Source organism: Psychroserpens citreus (genome assembly GCF_055686305.1).
Genome location: NZ_CM145999.1, coordinates 3567635 through 3586057 on the forward strand (window position 1 = coordinate 3567635; position 18423 = coordinate 3586057).

At 32.5% G+C, this 18423-nt stretch carries 19 protein-coding genes; 11 read left to right on the forward strand and 8 right to left on the reverse strand.

All coding sequences use genetic code 11. The features are described 5' to 3' along the window. Positions 1–86: 86 nt before the first annotated feature. Together dapA and ACTU6T_RS15980 are read right to left on the reverse strand one after the other, a co-directional pair. The gene (dapA, locus tag ACTU6T_RS15975) at positions 87–968 is read right to left on the reverse strand and encodes a 4-hydroxy-tetrahydrodipicolinate synthase (protein ID WP_460219199.1); all 882 of its coding nucleotides are present in this window, start codon (positions 966–968) and stop codon (positions 87–89) included. Beyond that, the gene (locus tag ACTU6T_RS15980) at positions 968–1486 is read right to left on the reverse strand and encodes a DUF6913 domain-containing protein (protein WP_460219200.1); all 519 of its coding nucleotides are present in this window, start codon (positions 1484–1486) and stop codon (positions 968–970) included. Before ACTU6T_RS15980 ends, dapA begins: the two co-directional genes overlap by 1 nt. A 114-nt stretch (positions 1487–1600) precedes the next feature. On the opposite strand from ACTU6T_RS15980, the gene ACTU6T_RS15985 reads away from it, so the two are divergent. Together ACTU6T_RS15985 and ACTU6T_RS15990 are read left to right on the forward strand one after the other, a co-directional pair. Next, entirely contained in the window at positions 1601–2317 is a 717-nt protein-coding gene (locus ACTU6T_RS15985) for a 5'-nucleotidase C-terminal domain-containing protein (protein ID WP_460219201.1), read from the forward strand. 2 nt (positions 2318–2319) lie between these two features. Beyond that, positions 2320–3231, forward strand: a complete 912-nt coding sequence (locus ACTU6T_RS15990) for a bifunctional metallophosphatase/5'-nucleotidase (RefSeq protein ID WP_460219202.1) — start codon at positions 2320–2322, stop codon at positions 3229–3231. Here the strand turns inward: ACTU6T_RS15990 and ACTU6T_RS15995 are convergent, their stop codons facing one another. After that, on the reverse strand, positions 3232–3978 hold the full coding sequence (locus ACTU6T_RS15995; protein WP_460219203.1) for a hypothetical protein: 747 nt from the start codon (positions 3976–3978) through the stop codon (positions 3232–3234). Between the two features lie 179 nt (positions 3979–4157). On the opposite strand from ACTU6T_RS15995, the gene ACTU6T_RS16000 reads away from it, so the two are divergent. Then, the gene (locus ACTU6T_RS16000) at positions 4158–4541 is read left to right on the forward strand and encodes a DoxX family membrane protein (protein WP_460219204.1); all 384 of its coding nucleotides are present in this window, start codon (positions 4158–4160) and stop codon (positions 4539–4541) included. Here the strand turns inward: ACTU6T_RS16000 and ACTU6T_RS16005 are convergent. Together ACTU6T_RS16005 and ligA are read right to left on the reverse strand one after the other, a co-directional pair. Further along, positions 4538–5284, reverse strand: coding sequence for a hypothetical protein (locus ACTU6T_RS16005; protein ID WP_460219205.1), 747 nt, complete (start codon positions 5282–5284; stop codon positions 4538–4540). The genes ACTU6T_RS16000 and ACTU6T_RS16005 overlap by 4 nt on opposite strands. A gap of 98 nt (positions 5285–5382) precedes the next feature. Further along, positions 5383–7377, reverse strand: a complete 1995-nt coding sequence (gene ligA, locus ACTU6T_RS16010; protein WP_460219206.1) for an NAD-dependent DNA ligase LigA — start codon at positions 7375–7377, stop codon at positions 5383–5385. 48 nt (positions 7378–7425) lie between these two features. Here ligA and ACTU6T_RS16015 point away from each other — a divergent pair, with 48 nt between their 5' ends. Genes ACTU6T_RS16015 through ACTU6T_RS16025 form a run of 3 tightly spaced genes read left to right on the forward strand, consistent with a single transcriptional unit; the run spans position 7426 to position 12875 of the window. Next, positions 7426–9702, forward strand: a complete 2277-nt coding sequence (locus tag ACTU6T_RS16015) for a beta-N-acetylhexosaminidase (protein ID WP_460219207.1) — start codon at positions 7426–7428, stop codon at positions 9700–9702. 1 nt (position 9703) lies between these two features. After that, complete coding sequence (locus tag ACTU6T_RS16020; RefSeq protein WP_460219208.1) at positions 9704–10411, forward strand: copper homeostasis protein CutC; 708 nt, start codon at positions 9704–9706, stop codon at positions 10409–10411. Between the two features lie 28 nt (positions 10412–10439). Further along, positions 10440–12875, forward strand: coding sequence for a beta-mannosidase (locus tag ACTU6T_RS16025; RefSeq protein WP_460219209.1), 2436 nt, complete (start codon positions 10440–10442; stop codon positions 12873–12875). Here the strand turns inward: ACTU6T_RS16025 and prmC are convergent, their stop codons facing one another. Both prmC and ACTU6T_RS16035 read right to left on the reverse strand, forming a co-directional pair. Then, positions 12876–13733: a peptide chain release factor N(5)-glutamine methyltransferase gene (prmC, locus tag ACTU6T_RS16030; protein WP_460219210.1), complete on the reverse strand. Its 858-nt coding sequence runs from the start codon at positions 13731–13733 to the stop codon at positions 12876–12878. It abuts the gene before it with no gap. Beyond that, positions 13730–14266, reverse strand: a complete 537-nt coding sequence (locus tag ACTU6T_RS16035) for a GNAT family N-acetyltransferase (protein ID WP_460219211.1) — start codon at positions 14264–14266, stop codon at positions 13730–13732. Before ACTU6T_RS16035 ends, prmC begins: the two co-directional genes overlap by 4 nt. 9 nt (positions 14267–14275) lie before the next feature. On the opposite strand from ACTU6T_RS16035, the gene ACTU6T_RS16040 reads away from it, so the two are divergent. The 5 genes from ACTU6T_RS16040 to ACTU6T_RS16060 are packed head-to-tail and all read left to right on the forward strand — an operon-like array spanning position 14276 to position 17825. Continuing rightward, positions 14276–14740: an LEA type 2 family protein gene (locus ACTU6T_RS16040; RefSeq protein ID WP_460219212.1), complete on the forward strand. Its 465-nt coding sequence runs from the start codon at positions 14276–14278 to the stop codon at positions 14738–14740. Beyond that, positions 14737–15741, forward strand: a complete 1005-nt coding sequence (ribD, locus tag ACTU6T_RS16045) for a bifunctional diaminohydroxyphosphoribosylaminopyrimidine deaminase/5-amino-6-(5-phosphoribosylamino)uracil reductase RibD (protein WP_460219213.1) — start codon at positions 14737–14739, stop codon at positions 15739–15741. Before ACTU6T_RS16040 ends, ribD begins: the two co-directional genes overlap by 4 nt. Further along, complete coding sequence (locus ACTU6T_RS16050) at positions 15728–16345, forward strand: HAD family hydrolase (protein WP_460219214.1); 618 nt, start codon at positions 15728–15730, stop codon at positions 16343–16345. Before ribD ends, ACTU6T_RS16050 begins: the two co-directional genes overlap by 14 nt. Further along, entirely contained in the window at positions 16342–17205 is an 864-nt protein-coding gene (locus ACTU6T_RS16055) for an EamA family transporter (RefSeq protein ID WP_460219215.1), read from the forward strand. The genes ACTU6T_RS16050 and ACTU6T_RS16055 overlap by 4 nt, the downstream gene beginning before the upstream one ends. Then, positions 17205–17825: an IMPACT family protein gene (locus ACTU6T_RS16060; RefSeq protein ID WP_460219216.1), complete on the forward strand. Its 621-nt coding sequence runs from the start codon at positions 17205–17207 to the stop codon at positions 17823–17825. Before ACTU6T_RS16055 ends, ACTU6T_RS16060 begins: the two co-directional genes overlap by 1 nt. On the opposite strand, the gene ACTU6T_RS16065 is transcribed toward ACTU6T_RS16060, so the two are convergent. Continuing rightward, positions 17822–18232 carry an acyl-CoA thioesterase gene (locus ACTU6T_RS16065; protein ID WP_460219217.1) on the reverse strand — a complete coding sequence of 137 codons (411 nt, stop codon included), beginning with the start codon at positions 18230–18232 and terminating at the stop codon, positions 17822–17824. The genes ACTU6T_RS16060 and ACTU6T_RS16065 overlap by 4 nt on opposite strands. Between the last annotated feature and the right edge of the window lie 191 nt (positions 18233–18423).

Sequence of the window (18423 nt, forward strand, 5' to 3'; positions counted from 1 at the left end):
ACGTATTATAAAAACAAAAAATTATACTCAAAAATAACGGTTGAATTCAGGCTCTCATTATGTTTAAGTAATATTTAACTTTTAATCTAATAATCTAGATTTTGAAGAGCATTTTTAATCTTTTGTTTAAGTTCATTTGTTGCCTCAACAAGTGGCAATCTTACTAGAGCTTTAGACAAGTCTAAAGCTTCTAAAACCGCTTTAATTCCAGCAGGATTATTTTCAGAAAAAATAAGAGATGTCAATTCCATTAATTCAAAATGAATCTTATAAGCATCCTTTGCTTTTCCTTCTAATCCTAGATTAATCATAGTCGTAAATTGCTTAGGTACAGCTTGCCCTAACACCGAAATAACTCCTGCTCCACCAGCTAACACTACACCAAGAACTAAATCATCATCTCCAGAAATAACAAGAAAATCCTCTGGTTTATCTCTTAACAGTTTTAGGTATTGATGTACATTATTCCCAGCTTCTTTAACTGCAATAATATTACTAAAATCTGTCGCTAGACGCAATGTAGTTTCTGGCAACATATTGGATGATGTACGTCCAGGCACATTATATAAAATCACATCTATAGGAGAGGCTTCAGAAATTGCCTTAAAATGTTGATAAATCCCTTCCTGAGTTGGTTTACTATAATATGGTGACACCGATAATAGAGCATCAATATTGTCTAAATTTGTTGATTTGATTTCTGATATAACATTAGCAGTGTTGTTACCTCCAATTCCTAATACTAAAGGCACTCGTCCATTATTAGCTTCAACAATAGTCTTTATAATAGCCTCCTTTTCATGTTTAGTAATGGTAACGCTTTCTCCTGTTGTGCCACTAATTACGATATAATTTATACCGTTGTCGATATTAAAGTTCACCAAGTTTGCCAATGCATTATGGTCTACTGTAAGATCATCATTAAAAGGTGTAATAATAGCAACACCTGTACCATGAAATTTAGTCATTATAATTTATTTAAAACTGTTAAATACTTTTTCAATTCTTTTTTAAATACCAAAAACTCCTTAGGTTTAACATCTATCATTAAATCATAAAGTCGTTGATCTTCATTAGTCAAACCTACTTTAAAATTCGCATTAGATAGTGCAGTTATTAAATTAAGCTCAAGGTGATGTGTTCTGTAAAAACTTATAAGCACATCAAACTTAGTGTCAATGAAGCTTTGTAAGTCGATATTATTTATTTTTCCTTTCCATCCAAAATCTTTTGGGTTAAAATACGTATCCCAAAGTACATTTGAATCTTTTGGGTCCTCAACAAAAGCAATAATTTTTGTTCGAGCTTCTTGTAAACCCAAACTTTTAAAATAAGTTCTAAAGGCTTCAAAATCTGAAAACTCACTTATATTCAAAATAACCCCAACCGAATTCATTTTAGTATTGCTAACTGCAACACGTCTAGCATTTAACAATTTGTTGATGTATTTTTGATTGGATTTTTCTTTAAATACCTTTAAAATCATTTATATTTATGCTTTGTACAAATGTAGTAAAAACACATTGTAACAATTATTAAACCTTTCATAATATAATCCATGAATTATAAACATATATGTTTCTTTGTTCTACTCATCGTTATGAGTTCGTGCAAGCAAGATGTTCACCTGAATAAAATTGAGGGTCAGCAAATAAATATTTCAGATAGTATAAAAATTGACCAAAGTATTGAAAATTTTATCACACCTTATAGAGATCATGTTAACAAAGATCTAGATAGTGTCTTAGCTTATGCTGTAGACACTTTTTCAAAAAGTGATGGCGAACTTAATACTGCAATAGGTAATATGATGGCTGACGCAGTTTATGAGCATTCAAATCCTATTTTCAATAGTAGAACTGGTGAAGATATCGACTTTGTACTATTAAATCATGGCGGAATTCGCGCTATTATTTCTAAGGGTAATGTCACCACAAGAACAGCATATGAGGTGATGCCTTTTGATAATTCAACTGTGGTAGTTAAACTTAAAGGAGCTCAAGTACAAGAACTTATTGATTATCTTGTAAAAGCAAAACGAGCTCATCCTATTTCTAAATTAAATATTGTTTTAGATTCTGACGGAAATTTTAAATCTGCAGGACTTAATGGCGAAGCATTAGATTTCAATAAAACATATAATGTAGCAACTAATGACTACTTATACAATGGTGGAGATCGTATGAACTTTTTTAAAACCAATGATAGTCTCTACGTTCTGGATTATAAAATCCGAAATGTGCTCATTGATTATTTCAAAACAATCGACACACTTAATCCAGTAATTGATAACCGATTTATTCAGCTAAATAACTAATTATGAAAAGAAGAGAATTTATACAACAAACAGCTGCAGCTTCGGCATTAATTGGTCTAGGTGGAATGGGATTAACCTCCTTTAAATCTTCAACAAAAAAAATCACGATCCTCCACACCAATGATGTGCATAGTCATATTGATGCTTTTGGACCAGAGGATGGAAGAAACCCTAATCAAGGTGGTGTTGCGAGACGTGCAACTTTAATCGCCAATATTAGAAAAGAAAATCCTAATACTTTGTTATTAGATGCAGGAGATATTTTTCAAGGCACGCCTTACTTTAATTATTATGGTGGCGAATTAGAATTTAAGCTTATGAGCATGCTTAAATATGATGTAGCAACTATTGGAAATCACGATTTTGACAATGGTATTGATGGGCTTTACGCACAATTACCTCATGCCAAATTTGATTTTGTGTCTGCAAATTATGATTTTTCAAATACCATTTTAGACACACATGTAAAACCATATCGCATCATTATAAAAGATGGGATTAAAATAGGGATTTTTGGATTAGGAATTAAGCTTCAAGGCCTTGTAGAGCAGCGTATGTACAAAGAGACAAAATATCTTGATCCTACAGAAACCACTCAAGAAATGACCCGAATTTTAAAGCAAGATGAGCAATGTGATTTAATTATTTGCTTGTCTCATTTAGGTTATAACTATCGTAATCGTCCAGAAAAAATAAGTGATTTAAAATTAGCTGAAACAACTAAAGATATTGATTTAATTATTGGAGGTCATACGCATACATTTTTAAAGAAACCTACAGTTGTAAAAAATACTGAAGGAAAGAACATGTTAGTCAATCAGGTAGGATGTTATGGTATAAATCTTGGAAAAATAGACTTTTACTTTGATTCTGATAAGAATAAAGCTGCTAATGGCACTTCTATTATTGTATAATTAAAAGTGTACCTGAATATCTTTTAGTTGATCTGTTGTAGGTATAAAATATTCTGAAAAGTTAATACGTTTATCACTATTTCTATTGGTATGATGATCATACACATACTTATAAAGTAAGAATAATCCAGCTGTATGTAAAACACCTTCAAACACCTCAAATATCCAGAAGTAAACATATAAGTTACAGATGTAATTGAGCACGTCTGAAAACACAAAACAAAACACCATTAATAAAAAAGTAATGGATTGCGCAGTTTCTCTACTTAAATATACAGCAAAAGCAAAATAAGTCATTGCTATTAATGTAATTCCGTGAATCACATAGAGCACTAGATTAACATCATCTACAAAGCTATCTTTAGCAACCTCATATAAAGCGTATAAAAAATACGAATTTAGTAATAGCACCAAGACTAAATAAATCGTTACCAATCCTTCAAACTTGACCCTTTTAAGTTTTCCTAGCAGCACAAATATCAATATCAAATATGCAACCACATACATTATTTTTGATAATTTAGATGAATACTCACCTAAATCGAAAACTGAAAAAGCATCTCCAATAAAAAAGACCAAAAAAATAGTCAAAAATACATTGGCCATTTTGTTTAGCTGGCAATAATAAAACGTTAATAGAATTGTAACTGTAATAAGCTTTACAATCATTGGCAATACTAACACATTGAAATATGCTGCTAGTGCCGAGCACAGTAATAGCACAAATAAAACGAATACTAATGCCATATTTGGCTTTAATTTTTGCGTCTTTAACATGGTAGATTTATAATTGGGTAAGACAAATATAACAAAAAATATGTATTTCGTCGTATAATATCAACATTTTATCGATTTTTTTGATTTTTTATCACATTAACGTATGTTTTTAATTTCTATGCGTCTAACACAACATACAATTTTATATTATGAAAAAATATCTCCCAATAATTTTAAGAATTATCGTTGCTGTCATTTTAATTCAAACCTTGCGATTTAAATTTACTGCTCATCCAGATAGTGTATACATTTTCACAAAAGTTGGATTAGAACCCTTTGGCAGAATTGGTATTGGTGTTGCCGAACTTATTGCTGGTTTGCTATTATTATTTAGAAAAACAGCTTGGTCTGGAGCAGCTCTAACGATTGGTATTATTGGTGGAGCAATTATGATGCATCTCACTCAATTAGGAATTGAAATTAATGGTGATAGCGGTGTATTATTCTACACAGCGTTAGTGACATTTATTCTATCTGCAATTATATTATACATCTACAGAAAAGATATTCCTTACATAGGCGGAAAACTCTAAGCTTTTAATTCTTGATGTTGCTCATATACAGCATTATATTCTTGAGCTAATCGCGATTGAAGGTAAAAGAACACAAAAGCACCAACCAAAAAGAAAGAATATATAACACTCAGTGTATTATCCATATCTGTAATATAATAGTATGCAATTTGGATAACTTCAGAGAATACGATACATATAGATCCAACAAGTAAATTCATAGATTTCTTAGTGTCATTATACATGTAGTTGATTAAAGCCAAGCACACTAAAAACATAATAACTGAATTATAAATCAATTCTACGTTATACGAGTAATCATCAAACCATAATACTGGTCGAGATAAATCTGTGATCATATACACTACAAAAAAACCAAGAACAAAAAGCAACATCGACTGAATTGGAAATCTACTTATTGCCTTCTTAAAGTTCATGATTGAAAAGATTCTGGCAATTAAAAATAAGTAAGCAGACACATACAATCCATTCCCTATTAAATAAGGAATATCATAAATAGCAGTTTCAGATGGCATTGAATTAAAGGTCAAATAGTTATGAATTTCTGCAGCAGCATACGTCACTAAAAACAAAATAAATAGAATATGCTTGTTTTTAACTCGAATAAAATAGAGCATTATTAACAAAGACATCGCTAATGCTTTAATACCAAATGCATCGAGCTCACGTCCCAAAGATTGAAGTCCTAAAAAGACAATACTTAAAAGTATAAGTATAACACCTAATATTTTAGTTAATTGCATAATTTGATCATTAATAGCTAGAACAAATATATACAAATTATACATATAAACGTATTATTTTGCGTTTAATCGATGAAATAATTATAAATGTAAGAATTTTATTTCAATTTCAACAAGAAGTCATTTTCACTAATTATCTGCACTCCTAGTGTTTCTGCTTTAGCACGCTTACTCGGGCCCATTTTATCTCCAGCAACCAAATAATTTGTTTTAGAAGATATTGAAGATGAGACTTTTCCGCCATTATCTTCTATAAGTTTTTTAAGTTCAGTTCGAGATACCGTTTCAAAAACACCAGAAACTACTATTGACAACCCTTTAAGTTTATCTGTTTGGTTCGCTAATTTTTCAGCAGACAGTTCAAGCTGAAGTTTGTGAATCTTTAACTTTTCAATAATTATTATATTGTCTTCGGAAGAAAAGAACTCCACTACACTCTCTGCAATACGACCTCCAATTTCATCTACAGAAATCAAATTTTCAATACTAGCAGCTGCTAAGGCATCAATACTTTTAAAATGCTTTGCCAGTTTCTTAGCAACAGTTTCTCCTACATATCGTATTCCTACGGCAAAAAGAACGCGTTCAAATGGAACTTCTTTTGACGCTGCTATTCCATTTATTAAATTTTCAGCGCTCTTGTCAGCCATACGCTCCAAAGGCAAGACTTGTTCTTTAGTTAAAGTATATAAATCTGAATAATTTGAAATTAAGCCTTCATTTACCAAAAGCGCTACTGTTTCTCCCCCTAAACCTTCAATATCCATGGCTTTTCTAGAAATAAAATGTTGTATACGTCCTATAACTTGCGGGTTACAACCATTGTAATTTGGGCAATAATGCTTTGCATCTCCTTCTTGACGTATCAATTCGGTTTGACATTCTGGGCACTTTGTAATATATTTTGTTGGTTTCGAATAATCTGGGCGTTTGGATAAATCTACAGCAATAATTTTAGGTATAATTTCTCCTCCTTTTTCAACATAAACTTCATCGCCTTCTCGTATATCTAGCTTTTCAATTTGATCTGCATTATGCAAAGACGCTCGCTTTACAGTAGTTCCAGCCAATTCTACAGGTTCTAAATTAGCAACAGGCGTAATAGCTCCAGTTCGACCAACTTGATAAGTGATTTCGTTAAGTCTTGTTGACACTTGCTCTGCTTTAAACTTATAAGCCATAGCCCAACGTGGTGCTTTAGAGGTAAATCCTAATTCCTCTTGTTGCTGCAAATTATTCACCTTTATTACAACGCCATCGGTTTCATAAGGCAAATCATGACGATGCACATCCCAGTATTCAATAAATGCTAAAACCTCATCAATAGAATCAGCAAATCTTGCAGCATTAGGAACTTTAAATCCCATATCACGCGCTTTTTGAAGACTCTCTAATTGAGTATCAAAACCTAAATTAGTCCCTGTGATATTATACAATAAACATTCTAATGGACGTTTTGCTACCTCAGCACTATCTTGAAGTTTCAAACTTCCAGATGCTGTATTCCTAGGATTTCTATAGGGCTCCTCTCCTGCTTCTAGACGCTCTTCATTCAATCTATGAAACCCTTCAAATGGCAATACAATTTCGCCTCTAATATCAAATTTTTGTGGAAAATCTCCCTTTAACTGCAATGGCACAGATTTTATAGTTTTTATATTTGCAGTTACATCATCACCTTGAGTTCCATCACCTCTAGTTACAGCACGAAGTAGGCTACCATTTTCATAAGTTAAACTTATCGACGCGCCATCATATTTTAGTTCACAAGTATAATTTACATCTCCATCAATCATTTTTTTAATTCGCTTCTCCCAATCCAATAAATCCTCCTTAGAATAGGAATTATCTAACGAATACATACGATATTCATGTACAACTGTATTGAAGTTCTTGGTAATTTCACCGCCTACTCTTAAGGTAGGTGAATTGGCATCATAAAATTCGGGGTGAGCATCCTCTAAGGATTGTAATTCTTTTAATTTAATATCAAAATTATAATCACTAATGGTAGGATTATCTAGAACATAATAGTTATAATTATGCTTGCGAAGCTCATCGCGAAGCTGATTTATTTTTTGTGCTATACTCATTAAAATCGTCGTGAAAAAAGTTATCTTTAAAGCATCTAATATACTAAAATGTCATTCAAAAAAATTGTAGTTCTTTCTGTTTTTATTAGCTTTTTATTAAGCTGCAATACTGAAGAATATTCAGCCAAAGTACCACAAATTATTCCTGTGCCTTCTACTCAATTTATTAATGAAGGTTATTTTGTGTTAGATAATAGTATCGGCATCTCATATGATGACAGGTTTAACATCTCTGGAAATTTTCTAAAAACCTTTATAGAGCAAGGAAGTAATATCCAATTAAATGATGATGACAATAGCATACAGTTTATCTTTGATGACACTATAGAGAATGATGAAGGATATACATTGACTATTGAGTCTTATCAAATTAAAATTAAAGCCAAAACAGATCGTGGTGCTTTTTATGGGGTTCAAACTTTAAGACAATTATTGCCTGAAGATTTTGAAAATCATACGATGAATGAAAATAGTGTAGATATTCAGTGTATAACTATCACCGACGCTCCACAATTTCAATATCGTGGAATGCATTTAGATGTTGGTCGCCATTTGTTTTCAGTAGATTTTATTAAAAAATATATTGATGCTTTGGCCATGCTTAAAATGAATACGTTTCATTGGCACCTTACAGAAGATCAAGGTTGGCGAATAGAAATCAAATCTTATCCAAAACTGCAAGAAATTGCAGCTTTTAGAAATGAGACTTTAATAGGACATTACAGTGATCAACCTCATCAGTTTGATGGAAAACGTTATGGTGGTTTCTACACCCAAGAAGAAGTTAAAGACATTGTTGCTTATGCAAAAATGCGTCATGTTACAGTTATTCCTGAAATTGAATTACCCGGACACGCTCAAGCTGCTATTAGTGCCTACCCAAACTTAGGCTGCACTGGAGCGCAAGTTGAAGTTGCTACCAAATGGGGTGTTTTTGAACATATTTATTGCTCTAAAGACGAAACATTTGATTTTTTAGAAGACGTTTTAGATGAAGTAATAGCATTGTTTCCTGGCCCTTACATTCATATAGGTGGAGATGAGGCTCCAAAAACCCAATGGAAAGCTTGCAACAAATGCCAAAATCGCATCAAATCTGAAAACCTAAAAAACGAGCATGAGCTTCAAAACTATTTTATCACACGTATTGAAACGTATCTTAACTCTAAAGGCAAACAAATCATTGGCTGGGATGAGATTCTCGAAGGAGGTTTAGCTCCAAACGCTACAGTTATGTCATGGAGAGGTACAAAAGGTGCTATTGAAGCCGCTAAACAGAAACATCATGTGATTATGACACCAACATCACACTGCTATTTTGATTATTACCAATCAACAAATCCAGATGAACCTATAGCAATTGGTGGATTTTTACCCTTAGAAAAAGTGTATCATTTTAATCCAATTCCAGCAGAGCTAAACGAAGCTGATGCAAAATATGTTCTAGGTGCTCAAGGAAATATTTGGACAGAATATATGCCAACCCACAACCAAGTAGAATATATGGCTTTTCCGCGTATACTAGCAATGAGTGAAGTGCTTTGGTCTAACAGTAAGACCAAAGATTTTACAGCATTTGCTCAACGCGTTGAGCATTTCAATAAGCGTTTAGATGCTTTGAATATAAATTACGCGAATCATTTATATGAAATTGAAGGCGATATTAAAACTCAGGACAATGAGGTTTTTTATCAATTAAATACAGTTTTACCAAATCAATCAATACGTCTAAGCATCAATGGGAGTGAACCAAATTTTGACTCTCGCACTTATACTAGACCAATACTGATTGACACATCTAAAACTATTAAAGCGGCTATTTTTGATCCTAATTCTAAAACTAAATTAGGTGTGACATTTCAGCAACAGTTCAATTATCATAAAGCAGTAGGCAAGTCAATTAACATTGACAAAAAAGCACATTCATCATATTCTGGAAGTGGTCCTGAGGGATTAATTAATAGTATTTCTGGAAGTGATTCACGCTTTGGGGATAAAGAATGGTTAGGCTTTTGGGGCGAAGATATTGAAGTAACCATTGACCTCGGAGAAGAAGTCTTAATTAATTCAGTAGAGACCCGTTTTTTTAATAGTAATGGTCAATGGATATACGCGCCACATAAAGTGAAACTAGAGCTTGATAATGATTTACTGATAAATCATTTAAAGCAAGACGAAGATATCATTCTTTCAACACAATTTCACCCAATGCAGCGCTCAAGATACATTAGACTTAAAGTCCCAAATTACGGAATCATTCCAGACGGAAAACAAGGTGCTGGTAATAAAGCTTGGACATTTATTGACGAAATTATAATTCATTAATATGTTTCTAGAAATCTGCGCTAACTCCTACCAATCTGCGAAAAACGCTCAAGATGCTGGAGCACACCGAATCGAACTTTGTAATGAATTATCTATTGGTGGTATTACACCTAGTTATGGCTTAATTCAAAATGTAGTCTCAGAACTAAATATAGAAATCTTTGTATTGATACGACCGAGAAGCGGAAATTTTTATTATTCTGAAAAAGAATTTGATATAATGAAAAGCAATATTAAAATCTGTAAAGAATTAGGATGTCATGGTATCGTTTCTGGTGTATTACATCAAGATGGAACTATAGATAGCCTTAGAACTCGAGAATTAATAGAATTATCAAAGCCCATGTCATTTACCTTCCATCGTGCGTTTGATATTGTACCAAATGCATCAGAGGCACTAGAATTACTCATTGATTTAGGCGCAGACAGAATACTAACCTCTGGACAACAACTTAAAGCTATTGATGGATTACACACTTTACAAGCATTACTTCAGCAAGCCAAAAATCGAATTACCATTTTAGCTGGAGCTGGAATATCCTCTGGAAATGCAAAACAGTTTAAAGATGCAGGTTTCAAAGAGCTCCATGCCTCAGCTTCTAAAGTTGTAAATAAAAAATCTTCTGAGTATTTTGGGAATACACCTCAAACAGTTTCAAGTATTGAAGAAATTAAAGCCCTTTTAAAAATCATGAATAATGAGGTATAGTGTATTTGCCATAATCCTCTTCGTTTTAATGTCCTGTCAACCCAAGGGTGATGTTCCTATTTCAATAGATTTACATAACAATTGGCAATTTAAATCCATAGAAGATTCCATCTGGAAATCGGCTAGTGTTCCTGGAAATGTTCATTCAGATTTATTAAATAATAAACAAATTGAACATCCATTTATAAGCGACAATGAAAATCGTTTACAATGGATTTCTCAAACCGATTGGGAATATCAGTCAACATTTTCAGTAGACCATGAACTATTAGACAAAACACATATTACGCTTAATTTTGAAGGCTTAGACACTTACGCTTCGGTATTTTTGAACGATAGTTTAATTCTGAAAACGAATAACGCTTTTAGATCCTATTCAGTGAATGTAAAGTCAGTATTGCAACCTGAAAACAATTTGCGCATCGTATTTGAACGCACGTCCATTTCCGAAGAACGCGAGAAAACCAAACTAGCATATCAACTTCCTGAAGGGAATAGAATTTTTACTAGGAAAGCACAATTTCAATATGGCTGGGATTGGGCCCCAAAACTTAATACGAGTGGAATATGGCGACCAATTACATTGAAAACATGGAATGATTACAAAATCAATAACACCTATATTAGAACCGATAAATTAAATCAAAAAAACGCTGCCCTGTCAATGTACTTGGATTCAAATAACAGCAGCACTAATGCTTTGAGTTATGAAATTTATGTCAATAATAAGCTTCATAAAACTTTTGAGGATATCTCTAATAATATAACACCTGAATTCAAATTTAAAATCGACAATCCAAAGCTTTGGTGGCCACACAATTTAGGCGAACCTTATTTATACGATATTAAAGTAGTAGTTAAAGACAATAACAAAATTCTTGACAGTATTTCAATGAAAAAAGGACTCAGAACTATTGATTTAGTTACTAAAAAAGATAGCCTTGGAGAGTCTTTTTATTTTAAAATAAATGATATTCCTGTATATATGAAAGGTGCTAACTACATTCCGCAGAATAGCATGCAGAGCCAAGTGACTGATGCACATTATGAAAAACTTTTAGATGATGTTGTGGATGCTAATATGAATATGCTTAGAGTTTGGGGAGGTGGTATTTATGAAAATGATATATTCTATGATTTATGTGATGAAAAGGGCATTCTTATTTGGCAAGATTTTATGTTTGCATGTGCTATGTATCCAGGAGATTATAATTTTTTAAACACTGTACAAAAGGAAGCAACTCAAAACGTAAAACGACTTCGTAATCATGCCTCAATTGCCTTATGGTGCGGTAATAATGAAAGTTCAGAAGGTTGGCATCGTTGGGGTTGGCAAACTCATAGAAGTGAGGCAGAAAAAGTGAACATATGGAATAACTATTTAAAAGTATTTGATTCTATTTTACCAAATACTGTTAAAGATCTTACTAATGTACCATACTGGGAATCTTCACCAAAATATGGTCGAGGAAATCCAAAATACAAGTTTGAAGGCGATGCTCATGACTGGTGGATTTGGCATGATGGTTATCCTTTTAAACACTTAGAAAAAAACGTACCACGATTTATGAGTGAATTTGGATTTCAATCATTTCCTAGTTATGAAACGATTAAGTTTATCAACCAGAATGATTCCATTGAGATTACTTCGCAAGGCTTTAAAAATCATCAAAAGCATAGTCGAGGTTTCCAGATTATAGACAACTACATGAAACGTGACTTCCCTGTTCCAACTAATGCTGAAGATTACGTATATGTGAGTCAGTTATTACAAGCTTACGGTATCACAAAAGGCATTGAGGCTCATCGTAGAGCTAGACCTTACAATATGGGTACTTTGTATTGGCAACTTAATGATTGTTGGCCAGCTGTATCGTGGTCAAGTATTGATTACTTCGGAAATTGGAAAGCGTTGCATTATCATGCTAAAAAAAGTTTTGATAATATAATAGTATCAACTAGTGTTGAAAACAATAGTTTAAAAACGTATTTGATAAATGATGGTTTGAAACAAATAGATATACATAATGAGTTTCAAATGATATTCAATTTTGATGGCGATATGCTTTGGGCACATAATTTTGACGCCACACTATATAATACTTCAAGTATTTTAGTTAATGAACTTGATTTAAAGGATTTAGATATTGACTATGAAGACGTTTATGTGTTAACGACATTAAACGACAAAAGCTATATCTCTTATTTAGCAAAACCTAAAGATCTAAAACTTAAAAAAGCACCAGTAAACCAAAGCATTGCTAAAACCCAAAAAGGATTCAAAATCTTCTTACACAGCACTACACTTCAAAAGAATGTATTTCTTCACACCAATGCCAAGGGCCATTTTAGTGATAACTATTTTGATTTGAAACCTGGTGAAATACTAGAAATTGAATTTGAGACTGAGGCAGAACATTTAGATGATTTAAAGATAAAGACCTTAAATGACTTGATAGACTAATCACTTAACACCTCTTATCATTCGATCCTTACCAAACAAGTCTTGTTTTAATTCAATATCTTTAAAATTAAAATTAGTTAAGAGTTCAACCATTTCCTTACCGAGATATTCATTAATCTCAAAATACAAAACACCACTCTCTTTTAATTGTGTTTGTGCAAATTCACAAATCGCTCTATAGAATTGTAACGGATTTTCATCATCTACAAACAACGCGAGGTGCGGCTCATGATCTAGTACATTAGGTTTTATTTCGGTTTTCTCCAAATGTCGTACATAAGGTGGATTAGAGACAATAGCATCATAATTATGAGAGCCAGAAATAGATCCGGTATGGCAAGAATTTAAAATATCATCTGTAATAAAGTTTACATCAACAGTATTAATCTCGGCATTTTGTTTTGCTATGCTTATTGCATCTTCGGAAATATCAACAGCAGATACACTTGCATATTCTATATGCTTTGCCAATGAAATAGCAATACAACCTGTACCAGTACCTATATCAAGAATCTTACAAGATTGTCCTTTAAAATCTTCCAAGATTAAAGCCACTAGCTCCTCTGTTTCTGGCCTCGGAATTAATGTATATTCATTAACCTTAAAGGGCAAACCAAAAAACTCAGTTTCTCCTAAAATATACTGGATAGGTGTCTCTAATTTCAACTGACTCAAAGTTTCAAATAGTGGCTGCTCTTCTATTTTTGTAATCGAATAATCAGGTTCCATTAAAAGATATACCCTATCGAGTTTCAAATAATGATCAACAACAAGATTGAAAAACGCATCTACTTCATTTTTTCCGTAGATAGCATCTAACTCTTTATGATAAATATCCTGAATATCCTTTAACCTCATAGTGCTTTAGTCATCCAAACACCACAAGAATAGTGTCCTGTATTACCTAAAGGTTCGTTCCTGTGCTCAAATCCGAATTGCTCATAGATATGGATAGCCGCTTTAAGTTGCGATGCCGATTCTAAATAGCAAGTCTCAAAACCAAAATCTTTGGCAGCTTCTAAACATTTGGTAAACATTTTTTTACCAAACCCCTTCCCCCTAACCTTAGGAGAGAAATACATTTTTTGAAGCTCACAAACATTGCCATCATAGTTTTTTAATGGCTTGACCCCTCCTCCTCCAAGGACTTCTTGATCTTTAACAACAACATAATATACTTCACGTTCTCCTTGGTACGATTCATACATAAAAGGGGTTTCTGCGTCTTCATACGCCGTTCCTTTTAGTGGGATTTTAAATTCAGGAAAACAGGCTTTAATAATAGCTTCAATTTGCGGATTATCTTCAGGTTGAATTTCTCTAATTATGATATTATTTGTACTCACTTTATTGTAGTATTTTTGCTGATGTGAAGATACAGATAAATCCATTTTAATAACATGCGAAAGCTTATTTTATTATTAACAGTTTGTGCAACAATATTGAGTTGTTCTGTAAAAGAAAAACCTTTATTTGTAGCTATAGAAGACATTGATCTAGAAAATGCAAATTCGAGAACAATCACGCTAAAAGCTAATGCAATTTTTCAAAATCCGAACGATGTTGGAGGCGCTTTAGAAAGTGATAATATTTCAGTATTTGTTAACGACGTAAAAGTAGCACATGTGTCTTCTGAAAGTTTTAAAGTACCTGCAAAAAAAGAATTTACGATTCCACTTAGAGTCTTAGTTAGTACAGACAGTATCTTAAAAAAGGAAAATACAACTGCCTTAGGCTCCATTCTGAACAGCCTCTTAACTAAAGAAATTAAAGTACAATATAAAGGCGACATCATTTATAAGGCACTTGGTATTTCTTATACGTATCCCGTAGATGAAACTAAAATGATAAAAATAAAATTTTGAGTTGTCACGAGACATACATGACGCGTTGTTTAGAGATTGCAAAATACGGCCTAGGATTTACGGCTCCAAACCCTATGGTTGGCGCCGTCATTGTGCATGCTAATCAAATCATTGGTGAAGGTTATACGAGTTCTTACGGTGGCTCACATGCTGAAGTGAATGCAATTAATTCAGTAAAAAACAAAGCTCTTTTAAATGAAGCTACTCTATATGTAACTCTCGAACCATGCTCTCATTTTGGAAAAACGCCACCTTGTAGTGATCTTATAATAAAACACCATATTCCCGAAGCTGTCATTGGATGTATTGATGACAATCCTAAAGTTGCAGGAAAAGGCATTAAAAAACTTCAAACTGCAGGATGTAACGTTACAGTTGGTGTTTTGGAATCTGAATGTAAATCACACCACAAACGTTTTTTTACGTTTCACAATAAAAAACGTCCATATATTATTCTGAAATGGGCAGAAACTAGTGATGGTTTTATTGCTCCGAAATCAAAGAATAAAAAAGAACCCGTTTGGATTACAAATGAATTCTCAAGACAATTGGTGCATAAATGGCGTGCAGAAGAACAGGCTATATTAGTTGGTACAAATACAGTTATTGAAGACAATCCAAGCTTGACCGTTAGAGATTGGACAGGACAACAACCTACAAGAGTTGTCATAGACAAAATAAATAAGCTATCAAAAGATCATTCAATATTTAATGTTCATGCAGAAACTATAAGTCTTACTGAAAACGATCTCGATTTCAATCAACCGCTTGCCAAGCAAATTGCAAGTTTTTTGCATTCAAAAGGAATTAATTCAATTATTATTGAAGGTGGGTCAAAAACTATTCAAACATTCATTAATGAAAATCTCTGGGATGAAGCTCGCGTGTTTACTGGAACTTCGGTTTTTAACAATGGGATTAAAGGTCCAAAGTTTCAAGGTCAGCTTATTTCCGAAGATCACATATTAAATGATACATTAAATATATATGTCAACAATTAAAACACTCATTTTCGATTTTGGTGACGTATTCATCAATTTAGATAAGCAAGGTGCAATGGAAAATGCGCTTCATCTTTTTGGCTTAAAAGAATTACCTGAAGATCTTATAGCAATCAACTCTCTTTACGAACAAGGATTGATGACAACAAATGAGTTTTTAGAGTTTTACACTACTAATTTTCCTAAACTTTCTAAGCAATCTATTATAGATGCATGGAATTATATTCTGAAAGATTTTCCAAATCATAGATTAGACTTTTTAAAACAACTTAATAAAGACAATAATTACAAACTTATTTTGCTGAGCAACACCAATGATCTTCATATAAGCTGGATTAAAGAAGAAGTTCATTTTTATGAAGAATTTAAAACTTGTTTTGATCAATTCTATTTATCACATGAAATTGGCTTAAGAAAACCAAATACCGACATTTACAAATATGTACTTAAACACAATCAATTAAAACCAGAAGAATGTCTATTTATTGATGACACTAAAGAGAATACAGATACAGCAAGTTCTCTTGGCATTCACACCTGGAATATTGACGAAACAAAAGAGGATATTGTTGACTTATTCACAATTAAAGAGCACTTATTTTGATCTATCTTTTACTAAGTATTACCGCTTCAACACTCATATTTATCATTTTCAAACTATTTGATAAATATCATATTAATGCTCTTCAAGCGATTGTAGTTAATTATTTAACAGCTTGCCTATTTGGACTTTGGATGTACGAAGAACCAGTGAAGATTACAAACATTATTAACTCAAATTGGATATATGGTGCCGTTGGTTTAGGTTTTTTATTTATTGCAGTATTTAACATCATGGCGATAACTGCACAACGTAATGGACTTTCAGTGGCTTCGGTAGCGACTAAAATGAGTGTTATTATTCCTGTAGTTTTTGGTATCTATATCTATAATGAAAGTGTCGGATTCCAAAAAATCATAGGAATCTTAATTGCATTAATAGCAGTGTATCTTACATCTTCAAAACCCAAAACCACAGGAAGTACTTCAAAAGGACTTTTACTACCAATACTACTCTTTTTAGGTTCTGGAATTATTGATACTTCAATAAAATATGTAGAGACCACATATTTGCCAGACAATGGAATTCCCATCTTTTCTGCAACAATATTCGGATTTGCTTTTACCGTTGGGTCTCTAATTTTAATTTCTAAGGCCTTAAAAAAACGATTCAAGTTTCCATTTAAAACTATTTTAGGAGGCACTGTTTTAGGGATTACAAATTATTTCTCTATTTACTATTTACTAAAAGCACTAAATCACGAAAGTCTTGAAAGCTCTACATTGTTTACCATTAATAATGTCGCTATTATAATGGTATCTACTTTACTTGGATTATTAATCTTTAAAGAACATGTATCTAAAACCAACTGGACTGGTATTGCATTAGCAATTATATCTATAGTATTAATAACTTTGGCTTAATGGATATATCAGACAGTTATAAAACCATCGTCCAAGCATCTCCCGAAGTACTATTTAAAGATCGAAATAGTAAATTCTTTGGATATGCATTTCCTGTAACCAAAGAAAAGGAAGTCAAAACGCATCTAGAACTGTTAAAAAAACAACATCATCAAGCCAGACATTGGTGCTATGCTTATCAATTTGGGATGCAAGAGAAAGATTATGTATTTAGAGCAAACGATGATGGCGAACCAAGTAATAGTGCAGGCATGCCTATTTATGGTCAAATTCAGTCGTATGAAGTCACCAACATACTTATTGTAGTTGTGCGCTATTTTGGAGGCACAAAACTTGGTGTTGGAGGTTTAATTAATGCCTATCGTACTGGAGCTCAATTAGCATTAGAAGCCTCAAATATTGTAAGTAGAACAGTCAACGAAACTTTCGTCATTTCATTTGATTACAAAAACATGAATAAGGTGATGCGCATTATAAAAGAAAAGCATCTAAATATTATAAATCAAACTTTAGAATTAAGTTGTGAGCTTATAATTTCGGTAAGATTAAAAGATGCCGAAGTCATTTATGAAATTTTTGAGGCCCTATATGAAATAGACATCAAGAAGTTGAACGATTAAATTTGCAGTTGGTCTAAAATATATTGAGGACATCTTGTAGGCCGTTTCTTATGAATATCTATAAAAGCTAAAACAGAATTTCCAGTCGCTAAAATTTCATCATTTTCATTTACGATTTCATAATCAAATTCAATTTTAACTGTTGGTTTTTTTACAAGTTTAGTTTTTACTTTAATGAGGTCATCATAACATGCTGACTTTTTGTAATTTATACTAAGTGAAATTACGGGAAGCATAATTCCGTCCTCTTCCATTTTACGATATGAAAACCCCATCTTACGCAACCATTCGGTACGTCCCATTTCAAAATACTGTGCATAATTACCATGATAAACGACTCCCATTTGGTCAGTTTCTCCGTAACGTACTCGAAATTGTATTTCGTCGGATTTGGATAGGTTTACCATAGTTTTTGATATTTTTTTTGTATTTTCGAACCGTTTTAAACATGAGAAAAAAATTCTTAAAAATCAATACATTTTGATTTTTTTATTAAGATTTTTGTTCACATATTTGTCATGTAAAAATTGACACAAGAGAAACCCGATTTCTCTTTTTTTTGCTAACTAACTAACAACACAAAAATTAAACTTAGAGA

Coding starts and splice junctions, on each gene's coding strand:
- dapA (WP_460219199.1), bottom strand. CDS start 968: ATGACTAAATTTCATGGTACAGGTGTTGCTATTATTACACCTTTTAAT.
- ACTU6T_RS15980 (WP_460219200.1), bottom strand. CDS start 1,486: ATGATTTTAAAGGTATTTAAAGAAAAATCCAATCAAAAATACATCAAC.
- ACTU6T_RS15985 (WP_460219201.1), top strand. CDS start 1,601: ATGAGTTCGTGCAAGCAAGATGTTCACCTGAATAAAATTGAGGGTCAG.
- ACTU6T_RS15990 (WP_460219202.1), top strand. CDS start 2,320: ATGAAAAGAAGAGAATTTATACAACAAACAGCTGCAGCTTCGGCATTA.
- ACTU6T_RS15995 (WP_460219203.1), bottom strand. CDS start 3,978: ATGGCATTAGTATTCGTTTTATTTGTGCTATTACTGTGCTCGGCACTA.
- ACTU6T_RS16000 (WP_460219204.1), top strand. CDS start 4,158: ATGAAAAAATATCTCCCAATAATTTTAAGAATTATCGTTGCTGTCATT.
- ACTU6T_RS16005 (WP_460219205.1), bottom strand. CDS start 5,284: ATGCAATTAACTAAAATATTAGGTGTTATACTTATACTTTTAAGTATT.
- ligA (WP_460219206.1), bottom strand. CDS start 7,377: ATGAGTATAGCACAAAAAATAAATCAGCTTCGCGATGAGCTTCGCAAG.
- ACTU6T_RS16015 (WP_460219207.1), top strand. CDS start 7,426: ATGTCATTCAAAAAAATTGTAGTTCTTTCTGTTTTTATTAGCTTTTTA.
- ACTU6T_RS16020 (WP_460219208.1), top strand. CDS start 9,704: ATGTTTCTAGAAATCTGCGCTAACTCCTACCAATCTGCGAAAAACGCT.
- ACTU6T_RS16025 (WP_460219209.1), top strand. CDS start 10,440: ATGTCCTGTCAACCCAAGGGTGATGTTCCTATTTCAATAGATTTACAT.
- prmC (WP_460219210.1), bottom strand. CDS start 13,733: ATGAGGTTAAAGGATATTCAGGATATTTATCATAAAGAGTTAGATGCT.
- ACTU6T_RS16035 (WP_460219211.1), bottom strand. CDS start 14,266: ATGGATTTATCTGTATCTTCACATCAGCAAAAATACTACAATAAAGTG.
- ACTU6T_RS16040 (WP_460219212.1), top strand. CDS start 14,276: ATGCGAAAGCTTATTTTATTATTAACAGTTTGTGCAACAATATTGAGT.
- ACTU6T_RS16050 (WP_460219214.1), top strand. CDS start 15,728: ATGTCAACAATTAAAACACTCATTTTCGATTTTGGTGACGTATTCATC.
- ACTU6T_RS16060 (WP_460219216.1), top strand. CDS start 17,205: ATGGATATATCAGACAGTTATAAAACCATCGTCCAAGCATCTCCCGAA.
- ACTU6T_RS16065 (WP_460219217.1), bottom strand. CDS start 18,232: ATGGTAAACCTATCCAAATCCGACGAAATACAATTTCGAGTACGTTAC.